Consider the following 9,413-nt stretch of genomic DNA (forward strand, 5'->3'; position numbering starts at 1 on the left):
GCCCCCAGCTGGCGCTCGACTGGGCCCAGCCGTGGACCAGCACCAACGGGCGGGCGGCGGGGTCGCCGAGGAGGCGGTAGGCGAGGGCGGTGCCGTCGGAGGAGACGACCGACGAGACGGCGGGGGCGGGGGCGGCTGCGGAACTCATGAGGCTCATCGTGCCAGCCACAGATCCGGCTGAGCTGTCCAGATCCCGCACATCGTCGATGGCCCGCGTGCCCCACCGAGAACTGCGCGCGCCGTCCGCATCACCGGAACTCTGCGCCCTGCCCAGCCCTGCCTACACGCATTCCGCCCGGGTACGCGGGCGCAAGGGACCACTCGGCACGCACAAGTCGGTTGAGGCCGGGCGTTCCGGCCGCACAGATCGGACCGGGGCGGTTACCGTGGTCCAATGGCTACCACCACCACCAAGCTCGACTCCGACGTCGTGGTCCGCACCTTCTTCGACGCCCTCGTCTCGGGCGACGTCACCACCGCCTCCGAGCTGCTCGCCGAGGACGTGTGGTGGGCCAACATCGGGCTCCCCACCATCCGGGGCAAGCGCGATGTGGTCAAGGCGCTGTCGGCCCTGGGCGGCAGCGTGGACTTCGACGCGGAGATCCACCACCTCGCCGTGGGCGCCCCCGCCGACCCCACAACCCCCGGCTCCCCGACGATCGTGCTCACCGAACGCACCGACTACCTGGGGGTCGGGCGATTCCGCTGCGGGTTCTGGGTGTGCGGGCGACTCGAGGTCCGCGACGGCCTCGTGTGCGGCTGGCAGGACTACTTCTCCAAGTCCGACATGGCCCTCGGCGCGGTGCGCGGACTCGTCGGAATGGTCACCGGCCGGGGCCGCTGACCTCGTCGTCGTCCTCCGACTGCCCCGCCTCCCGCTCGCGGTAACAGGCCAGCCGCCAGACGTTCTCTCCCCCGCGCCGGCGGTACTCGAGTTCATCGAGCGCCTCCACCGCGATCGCCAGCCCCCGGCCCCGGGCAGCGAAGACGTCCGGCATCTGCACGGCACGCAGGTCCACCCGGGCGGGGCTGCCGTCGTCGGTGAAGCGCGCCTCGAGGCGGTCCGGCGTCACCTCCAGTACGAGGTCCAGGTGCACCGGGCCGCCGTCGGCCGCGTGCTCGATGATGTTCGCCCCGATCTCCGCCACGGAGATCTCGAACCGCAACCGCACCTCCTCCTCGACCTCACCGGCCGAGAGCGTCTCCCCGATCAGATCGAGGATCCTGTCGAGCGTGCCCTCACCCGTGGTGAGGGTCAGCTCCCGACGCTGGTCAGTCGCCATCGAAGGCGGAGTCCGCCGACTCGTGCGCGGTCAGAACCCGGTCGAGCCGGGTGAGCTTCAACACGCTCGTGACCTGTGCGTTCGGGGCCGCGATGCGAAGGTCGCCCCCGGCTTGCCTGGCGGCTTTGAGTCCGGATATCAACGCCCCGAGTCCCGAGGAGTCGATGAACTCGGTGGCGCTGAGGTCCACCACCACCCGGCGCGACCCACCGTCGACCAGCTCACGGAGCTGGTCGCGGAGGCCGGGGGCGGCCACCATGTTCAGTCGACCGGTCGGCTGAACCACCACTGCGGTGCCGGCCTCCCGGATGTCGTAGGCGGTCATGTCGCTCCTTCTCTGTCGGGTCCACGGTAGCGAGCGGCCCGGAAGACCACCGAGAGAATCAACAGGTCGAACACCACCCAGACGAGGTTCGCCGTGACGCCGAGGACGGAGATCGCCCCCAGGTACAGCCGCACCACCCCGATGACGGCCGCCACCACCAGGAACGCCATGACGATGAGTTGCGGCCGGAAGAGGTACCACGGCGTCGCGTCCTCCCCCTGGCGGGTCTTGGGGGTGACCGCGAAGTCGAGGGGTTTGCCGAAGTAGACGTTGCGCGCGGCGGTCCAGCAGGCCGCGATCCACACGGGGAAGAGGGCGAGGCTGTACTGCTGTCCCCGCCAGGTCGGGGTGCCCCGGCCGGCGATGAAGAACAGCAGCTGGCTCAGAACGAGGAACGGGATGAGTCGCGCGAAGAAGTCCACGCTCCACGCCTGGACGGGCAGCACGCCGAAGGTCAGGTAGATGACCGGGGCGGCGAAGTATGCCAGTGCCGCGAAGCCCGAGAGGTAGCTCCACATCGTGGACCAGTACATCAACCGCTGGGCCAGCGTCAGACCCCGCTGCACCAGGGGGTTCTCGCGCAGCATCACCTGGATCGTGCCCTGTGCCCACCGCAGTCGCTGGGTGAGCATCGTCTTGGGGTCCTCGGGCGCCAGACCATAGGCCAGCACCTCGTGGTGGTAGGCGGTCCGCCATCCCGCAGCGTGCAGACGCATCGCGGTGGCCATGTCCTCGGTGACCGAGATGGTCGCCAGCGCCTGGGTGGGTTCCGCCTCGTCGGCCCGGTCGATGTCCACGGCGCGGATCAGCGCGCGGACCGACTCGACCGCTCCCAGTGGCGACCACTCGCGGTCGGCGAGCTGGTCGAGCACCAGGTCGTCGAGCACTATCGCGTCCGCCCCGTGCTCGTCCAGCGCGGCGATCGCCTCGAGGTCCGACCGGATCGCGCCCAGGTCGGCGTCCACCACGGTGCGCGCGGCCGCGTCCACCGTCTGCTGGAACCCGTAGGTGATCTCCGCGAGAGACCCACCCGCCCTGAGTTCGGCGCGGGCGGTGCGCACGGCCCGCCGGACGGTTCCGAGCGCCTCCCCCACCTCGGGCTGGTCCGCCGGGACCGTGCGCTGTGCCCGCCTGATCACCCTGCCGGCCGTCCGCAGGGCGCGATCCACCCCGTCCTCCACGGCCTTGACGTACCCCGTGATGCCGAGCTGCATCAGCGCCTCGCGACGGAGCACGGCGTTCGACCCGCAGAAGAACGCCGCGTTCCACCCGTCCTTGCCCTGCTGGATGGGCCCGTAGAACAGGGGTGCCTGGCTGCCCAGCGGGTCGGACTCGGGGACGTTGGTGAAGTACTGCGGGGTCTGGACCAGCGCCATACCTTCGTCAGTGAAGTACCCGAGGGTCCGGTCGAGGATCTCCGGCTCGGGGACCTGGTCCGCGTCCAGGATCAGCAGGAACTCGCCGTCCGTGTGCAGCAGTGCGTTGATGAGGTTTCCCGCCTTGGCGTGGCGTGGCTTGTCGGTCCAACTGGCCGACCGGGTGAGGTAGTCGACCCCCAGCTCCGCGGCGGCGGCCTGGAGTTCCGGACGGGCGCCGTCGTCCAGGATCCACGTGCGGTGCGGGTAGCGGATGCGCTTGGCGGCCGCCGCCGTGTCGAGCACCAGGTCGAGCGGCTCGTTGTAGGTGGTGATGAAGACGTCGACGCTCACCCCCTCCGGCGCCGGGGGCGGCTCGGGGCGACGACGCAACCGCCACATGGTCACGGCGAAGAGGATCGAGTCGATCAGGCTGTAGGTCTCGGCCAGGACCAGCGGGACGGCGATCCACCAGGCGTCCCAGTTGACCGAGAACAACCACCGCCACACGATGTAGTTCAACCCGACGATCACGGTCACCACGATGAGCAGCCGCAGGTAGGGCGAGGGGTACTCGCTGCGCGGCACCGGCGGGGCCGGGACCGTGCTCACGCCGCCTCTCTCCGGACGGCCACCACGGTCACGTCGTCCAGCGGGGGCCGGCCCGCCACCAGGTCGCGGGTCGCAGCCGTGAGCTCGTCGGGAAGGGCGAAGGGTTGCACGAACTGCCACACCGCGGCGGGGTCGCTGTCCTCGTCCAACAGATCGAGCAGACCATCCGAGCAGATCACCAACACGTCGCCCGGCTCTAGCTGTGCCTCATCAGAGGCCCAGGTGGTCCCGGGGAGGATCCCGATGGGGGGCCCGCCCTCCTCCAGGGGCTCGATCCGCCCGTCGGAGCGCCGCACCAGCGCAAGGCCGTGGCCCGCATCGGTGTAGCGGATCGTCCCGCTGGGCAGGTCTATAGCGGCGAGGAGCGCCGTGACGAAGGTCGAGGTGAGCTCGCAGTCCTCGGCGAGGTGCTCGGCCGCGAGCGTGGTGACTGCCCCCGTGTCCTGCGCGCCGTCGGCGGGGCCGAACCGGTCGAGCACCCGGGAGGCCCCCCGGACCGAGGCGCGGACCGAGGAGGACAGGATCGCGGCCCCGAGCCCCTTGCCCATCACGTCGGCGACGGTGAGCATCAGGGTGTCTCCACGACTGTAGTGGTCGAAGAAGTCTCCGCCGACGGTGAACGCCGGGAGGCAGACGGCGGCGATCCGGTAGCCCTCGAGTCCGGTGAGGGGGCGCGGGAGCAGCTGGGTCTGTATCTCCGCGGCCCGGTCCAGCTCCGCGGACCGCTCGAGTTCCCGTTGCGCCCACTCGGCGAGCTCGGTGAACGCCTCGATCTGCTGCGGGTCGAGGTTCCGGGGCTCGAAGTCATAGACGCAGAAGGTGCCCACCGGATGACCTGTGGGGCCGTAGAGCGGATAGCCGGCGTAGAACCGGACCCCGTCCGGGCCACCGATACCGGGGATCTCGGCGAACTCCGGGTCGGCGGCGGCGTCCGGGATCACCAGCGCCGGGTCGTCAGGGCGGCGGTACGCCCGCGCGATGGTGGTCCGGCAGACCGTCTTGTCCCGGGGCACCTCCTCCACCTCGAGCCCGTGGATCGACTTCATCCACAACCGGTCGTCGTCCATCAGGGACAGGGATGCCGCGGGGACGCCGAGGACCCGGCGCGCCATGTTCGTGACCTGGTCGAACCGGCCCTCGGGCGGGGTCCCCAACAACCCCAGCCGCTCCACGTCGCGCACCCGCTCGGCCTCCACTGGTGCGGGGATGCTCCACGGCGGCGGGGTCATCTCGTACGGCTCCCTCTGGTCAGGGCGTCCGCCATGGCGGCGGCGGACTCCGGGCTGCTGGCCAGGCGCCAATCGGTCTCCTTGTGGTGGTCGAACCACACGAACGCCGTCAACTCTTCTCTCGAATCAAGGTACCCGACGAGGTCCCTGACCCACTCGGACTTGGGCCCACCCGCCTCCGCGCTGGCCACCTCGGTGACCATCACGGGCACTCCCGGTGCGATCGTGGCCACCTCGTCCAGGGTGGGGCCGAGGATCTCGTCCGGTTCCTGCCAGGAACTCCACGCCTGGGTGGTACCCCAGTTGTAGCCGTCGACGCCCACCACGTCCACGTACTCCTCGCCCGGGAAGAGCGGGGCCACCGGGCTGCTTCCGGGGTGCGGGACGTTGACGGTCCAGACCCACCGAACGTTGTGCACCGCTTCGGCGGCGAAGAGGTCGTGCACATGCCGCCACGCTTCCACATAGGTCTGCGAAGGGGTACCGCCCCGCGGGCTCCACGGGTACCAGTCGCCGTTGGCCTCGTGGGCGAATCGCAGGTACACCGTGTCACCCCAGGCGGCCAGTTCGTCGGCCCAGCGATAGAGGTGGTCGTCGTGGACCCCCGCGGCGATCTCCTCCATCGGGAACGCCCCGCGGTCGTACACCCCGTCCGCGATCCACCGCCACGGCTCCCACGTGATGATCGGGTCCGCACCCCATTCCCGGACGGCGTCCAACTCGGCGATCGGGGGCGGGGAGGAGAAGTCGACGAACCACATCACCACACTCGGCCGGGCACCCACGGTGTCGGCGACCGCACGGAGCTCCTCCGGGGCGGCAGGTCCGCCGGGAGTGCTCACCCCGAAGCGCGGACACGCCTGCCCGGGGGCGTCGAGTGGCGCCAGAAGGGGGTCGGCGGCGACGTCGCACTGCCGCGAGGATCCACACGCCACGCACATCACCGCCACCACCACCGAGACCAGGGCCATCCGCACCGCACGCATCGTCGACCATTGTCTCCGTCGCGCGCCACTGGGACTGCTGTTCTAGCCTGAGACCATGAGTGTCGATCACCCCGCCATCCGTGAGCACCTCACCGCTCTCCCCGCCGACACCCGCATCGCGGTGGTGACCGGCGCCTCCTCCGGGATCGGCGAGGCCACCGCACGCGAACTGGCGCGGCTGGGATTCCACGTGGTCGTCGGAGCCCGACGACTCGACCGACTGGAGGCGCTCGCGGACGAGATCGGCGGCACCGCCATTCCCCTGGACGTCACCGATCCCGTCTCGTGCGAGGCGTTCTGCGCGGCCGTGCCCCGGTTGCACGTGCTGGTCAACAACGCCGGCGGCGCCAAGGGGACGACCACCGTCATGGACGCCGACGAGGATCAGTGGCGATGGATGTGGGAGACCAACGTCCTGGGCACCCTGCGGCTCGTGCGCGGACTCATGCCGGTGCTCGTGGACACCGGCGACGGGCTGGTGGTGACCATCACCTCGATCGCCGCGCTCGAGTCCTACGACAAGGGCAGCGGGTACACCTCGGCCAAGCACGCGCAGGCCGTCCTGCACCGGACGCTCCGCGGGGAGCACCTGGGCGAGCCCGTGCGGTTCACCGAGATCGCGCCCGGCATGGTGGAGACCGAGTTCTCACTGGTGCGATTCGACGGCGACGACGACAAGGCCGGCGCCGTCTACGAGGGACTGACCCCCATGGTCGCACGCGACGTCGCCGAGATCGTGGGATTCGTGGCGAGCCGGCCGTCGCACGTCAACCTCGACCAGATCGTGGTCAAGCCGAGGGACCAACACTCCGCGATGCGGGCGCACCGGCGCTGACGACGGCGTCCCGCGCCGTATCCGGTCGTCCGGCACCGCCGGCCAGGCCAGGCTTACCGATGTTCGGTTAGGCTTACTGACCTGGTAAAACACCCTCGTCGGTCCTACTCTGGGACCCCCGGGGCGCACCACGCCCCCGCGAACCTCGACGCCCGTCGAGGTCCCCCGAGAGGAAGGGTTCCATGATCATGGCCAAGAAGTCCTCGTTCACCGAACTGTTGTCCGCGCAGGTCGGCCACGAGTTCGCCGCGAGCCAGCAGTACATCGCGATCGCGGTGTGGGCCGACGCCAAGGACCTGCCGCAGCTCGCGGGCCGCTTCTACCAGCACAGCCTCGGAGAGCGGAACCACGCGATGATGATGGTGCAGTACATGCTCGACCGCGACATCGAGGTGACCATCCCGGCCGTCCCCGGCCCGCAGGCCGACTTCGAGGGACCCGTCGCCGCACTGCGGTACGCACTCGAGCAGGAGAAGCAGGTCACCCGTCAGATCGAGGCCCTGTTCCAGGCCGCGCGAGCCGAGGCAGATCCGCTGGGCGAGCAGTTCATGCTGTGGTTCCTGCGTGAGCAGGTCGAGGAGGTCGCCAACATGAGCACCCTCGTGGCGATCGCCGAGCGCGCGGACAATGACTGGTTCCGGATCGAGGAGTACCTGGCCCGTGAGACCGACGCCTCCTCCAACACCGGCACCCCGCCCGCGGTCGCCGGCGGTGCCGTCTGACGGGAAGCAGAGCGCACAGCGCCGCCCCTGCCTAGGGTGAGGACCATCACACCCATGGAGTCGGCCCTCTCGTAGCGGGCCGCGGCGCAACGACAGGGGGCCTCCGGTGATCGGAGTCGCGACCAGACCACCCGCACGCCCCTTCGGAGCGAGGCGGATCGCCGCCGCGGTGGCGGTGGTCGCCGTGGCGGTGCTCCTCGTGGGTTCCGCCACCACCCCCGCCCGTGCGCAGTCGCCCACCGAGGGACCACTGCCGGTGCCCTTCGACATCTCGGCCGGGTTCCAGGCGTCGTTGGCTCCCGAGATCCCGCCTCCGGGAGCCAACGACCCGAACTGTCGACCGACCCCGCAGCGCCCGCGTCCCGTCGTCCTGGTCCACCCCACCTTCACCACGCAGGCGCTCGCCTGGCAGGCCGGCGCCCCTCTGCTGAGAAACGCCGGGTACTGCGTCTACACCTTCACCTTCGGGAACGTCACGGGCTTCCCGGCGATGCCGATCCAGGGCCTCGGCGACATCCGGGCCTCCGGCCTGGTCCTTCAGCAGGTCGTGGACCGGGCGCTCGCCGAGACGGGCGCGGACGCCGTCGACCTCGTCGGGCACTCCCAGGGCGGCGGCATCCTGGCCGACTACTACCTGACGTTCCTCGGCGGGAGCGAGAAGGTCCACACCAAGGTGGGGATCTCGCCCTCGACCGGGACCAGACTGAGCGAGATCGTCTATCTGCGTTCCCTGGTGCCGGTCCTCGGGCCCGCCGTGTACGGGAGCCTGGAGCACTCGACGCCGGCCCTCATCCAGCAGGTCGTCGACTCGCCACTCGCCACCGAGGTCTACCCACGCGGCCCCGAGGGCATCCCCGGAGTCCGCATGTACAGCATCGTCTCGCAGTTCGACCAGATCGTGACCCCGTTCGTCCGCCAGTTCTACTCCGGTGACGTCACCAACATCGAACTCCAGGCCGGATGTGCCGAGGACCTGTCCGAGCACGTGGCCACCCTGTACAGCGAGAGGGTGTGGTTGCACGTGCTCAACGCACTGGCCCCCGCTGAGGCCACCCCGGTGCCGTGCTTCCACGTCGCCCCCTACGCGCCCTGGGTGCGGTGAGCCGATCCCTGCAGCCACGCGGTCACCCGCGGCGCGCGCGCTCGTACTCCACGTAGCCCACCCCGCTGTCGAAGCCGATCCTCCGGCGCACGACCAGTGACAACACCGGAACGGGCCCCGAGATCAACGGCCGCCCCGCGCCGATCAGGACCGGATTGATCTTCAGTCGGAACTCGTCGATCTCGTCCACGAGAGCCCCTGCCAGCTCCCCACCTCCGCACAGCCAGATGTCGAGAGGGGAATCCTCGCTCTTGAGCCTGCGGACCAGGGTCACAGGATCCTCGTCCGAGGCCGTGAGACCCTGTTCGGCAGGCAGGTCGTCCGGCCGGTGCGTCACCACGTACTGGCGCAGATGCGGATAGCCGCTGGCCAGACCCTCGTCAACCGCCACCTGATGGGTGGTGCGACCCATCACCACCGTGTCGAACACCCGAGAGGCGGTGTCGGCCAGCCCCAGCGCCCCGCGGACGTGGCCGGGGATCGTCTCCGGGTAGTGCTCGATGAGCCAGGCCATGTGGTCTCCCTCCAGGGGGAAGAAGTCGGTTCGCCCGTCGGGGTCGGCGATGAACCCGTCGGCGGTGACGGCGACGTAGTAGATGAGCGTGCGCACGGGATGGATCCCTCCGTGGTGGGTGATCGGGTGAGGTGGGCGCGTCAGCCGAGTCGGATCACCTCGTCCACCCCCACCCGGTCGCAGAACCCGTCATCGTGGCTCACCAGCAGCAGCGCTCCGCGCCACTGCTGCAGGGCGTCGGCGAGCACCTCCACGCCGGGGAGGTCGAGGTTGTTGGTCGGCTCGTCGAGCACCAACAGTTGCGGCACCGGCCGCGCGAACAACCGGACCGCCAGAGCCGCCCGGAGGCGCTCGCCGCCGGAGAGCTCCCCGAGGCGGCGGAACCCGGCGTCCCCGGTGAAGAGCATCCGCGCCGCGTGGGCGTGGACCTGCTCGGCCTCGGCGTCGGGG

General features: G+C 70.3%; 10 protein-coding genes and 2 pseudogenes. 4 read left to right on the forward strand and 8 right to left on the reverse strand.

The genetic code is table 11. From position 1 onward, the window contains the following. A pseudogene (locus G6019_RS17180) lies at positions 1-148 on the reverse strand (alpha/beta fold hydrolase); the annotation flags it as partial. Between the two features lie 246 nt (positions 149-394). Here G6019_RS17180 and G6019_RS01640 point away from each other — a divergent pair. Beyond that, positions 395-844, forward strand: a complete 450-nt coding sequence (locus G6019_RS01640) for a limonene-1,2-epoxide hydrolase family protein (protein WP_107757351.1) — start codon at positions 395-397, stop codon at positions 842-844. Here the strand turns inward: G6019_RS01640 and G6019_RS01645 are convergent. The 5 genes from G6019_RS01645 to G6019_RS01665 are packed head-to-tail and all read right to left on the reverse strand — an operon-like array spanning position 825 to position 5,790. Further along, positions 825-1,283 carry an ATP-binding protein gene (locus G6019_RS01645; RefSeq protein ID WP_182612927.1) on the reverse strand — a complete coding sequence of 153 codons (459 nt, stop codon included), beginning with the start codon at positions 1,281-1,283 and terminating at the stop codon, positions 825-827. The genes G6019_RS01640 and G6019_RS01645 overlap by 20 nt on opposite strands. Next, the gene (locus tag G6019_RS01650) at positions 1,273-1,608 is read right to left on the reverse strand and encodes an STAS domain-containing protein (protein WP_182612928.1); all 336 of its coding nucleotides are present in this window, start codon (positions 1,606-1,608) and stop codon (positions 1,273-1,275) included. Before G6019_RS01650 ends, G6019_RS01645 begins: the two co-directional genes overlap by 11 nt. Next, positions 1,605-3,575 (reverse strand): glycosyltransferase family 2 protein, encoded by a 1,971-nt coding sequence (locus G6019_RS01655; RefSeq protein ID WP_182612929.1) that lies wholly within the window; start codon positions 3,573-3,575, stop codon positions 1,605-1,607. Before G6019_RS01655 ends, G6019_RS01650 begins: the two co-directional genes overlap by 4 nt. Further along, positions 3,572-4,804 carry a PP2C family protein-serine/threonine phosphatase gene (locus G6019_RS01660; protein WP_182612930.1) on the reverse strand — a complete coding sequence of 411 codons (1,233 nt, stop codon included), beginning with the start codon at positions 4,802-4,804 and terminating at the stop codon, positions 3,572-3,574. Before G6019_RS01660 ends, G6019_RS01655 begins: the two co-directional genes overlap by 4 nt. After that, a complete protein-coding gene (locus G6019_RS01665; RefSeq protein ID WP_182612931.1) occupies positions 4,801-5,790 on the reverse strand; it encodes a glycoside hydrolase family 26 protein in 990 nt (329 codons plus the stop codon). Before G6019_RS01665 ends, G6019_RS01660 begins: the two co-directional genes overlap by 4 nt. 55 nt (positions 5,791-5,845) lie before the next feature. Between G6019_RS01665 and G6019_RS01670 the strand changes: the two genes are divergently transcribed. From G6019_RS01670 to G6019_RS01680, 3 genes are all read left to right on the forward strand, one after another. Next, positions 5,846-6,625, forward strand: coding sequence for an SDR family NAD(P)-dependent oxidoreductase (locus tag G6019_RS01670; RefSeq protein ID WP_182612932.1), 780 nt, complete (start codon positions 5,846-5,848; stop codon positions 6,623-6,625). Between the two features lie 182 nt (positions 6,626-6,807). Then, on the forward strand, positions 6,808-7,347 hold the full coding sequence (locus tag G6019_RS01675; RefSeq protein WP_370446313.1) for a ferritin: 540 nt from the start codon (positions 6,808-6,810) through the stop codon (positions 7,345-7,347). Positions 7,348-7,453: 106 nt separating this feature from the next. Further along, positions 7,454-8,449 (forward strand): esterase/lipase family protein, encoded by a 996-nt coding sequence (locus G6019_RS01680; protein WP_182612933.1) that lies wholly within the window; start codon positions 7,454-7,456, stop codon positions 8,447-8,449. A 22-nt stretch (positions 8,450-8,471) separates the two neighbouring features. Here the strand turns inward: G6019_RS01680 and G6019_RS01685 are convergent, their stop codons facing one another. Together G6019_RS01685 and G6019_RS01690 are read right to left on the reverse strand one after the other, a co-directional pair. Continuing rightward, on the reverse strand, positions 8,472-9,059 hold the full coding sequence (locus G6019_RS01685) for a dihydrofolate reductase family protein (protein WP_107757359.1): 588 nt from the start codon (positions 9,057-9,059) through the stop codon (positions 8,472-8,474). Positions 9,060-9,103: 44 nt separating this feature from the next. After that, a pseudogene (locus G6019_RS01690) lies at positions 9,104-9,413 on the reverse strand (ATP-binding cassette domain-containing protein); the annotation flags it as partial.

The sequence above is a fragment of the Dietzia sp. DQ12-76 genome, assembly GCF_014145045.1.
Classification (GTDB): Bacteria; Actinomycetota; Actinomycetes; order Mycobacteriales; family Mycobacteriaceae; genus Dietzia.

What these genes read in the sequence shown, in the direction of transcription:
- G6019_RS01640 (WP_107757351.1), top strand. Translation starts at nt 395, where the DNA reads ATGGCTACCACCACCACCAAGCTCGACTCCGACGTCGTGGTCCGCACC.
- G6019_RS01645 (WP_182612927.1), bottom strand. Translation starts at nt 1,283, where the DNA reads ATGGCGACTGACCAGCGTCGGGAGCTGACCCTCACCACGGGTGAGGGC.
- G6019_RS01650 (WP_182612928.1), bottom strand. Translation starts at nt 1,608, where the DNA reads ATGACCGCCTACGACATCCGGGAGGCCGGCACCGCAGTGGTGGTTCAG.
- G6019_RS01660 (WP_182612930.1), bottom strand. Translation starts at nt 4,804, where the DNA reads ATGACCCCGCCGCCGTGGAGCATCCCCGCACCAGTGGAGGCCGAGCGG.
- G6019_RS01665 (WP_182612931.1), bottom strand. Translation starts at nt 5,790, where the DNA reads ATGCGTGCGGTGCGGATGGCCCTGGTCTCGGTGGTGGTGGCGGTGATG.
- G6019_RS01670 (WP_182612932.1), top strand. Translation starts at nt 5,846, where the DNA reads ATGAGTGTCGATCACCCCGCCATCCGTGAGCACCTCACCGCTCTCCCC.
- G6019_RS01675 (WP_370446313.1), top strand. Translation starts at nt 6,808, where the DNA reads ATGATCATGGCCAAGAAGTCCTCGTTCACCGAACTGTTGTCCGCGCAG.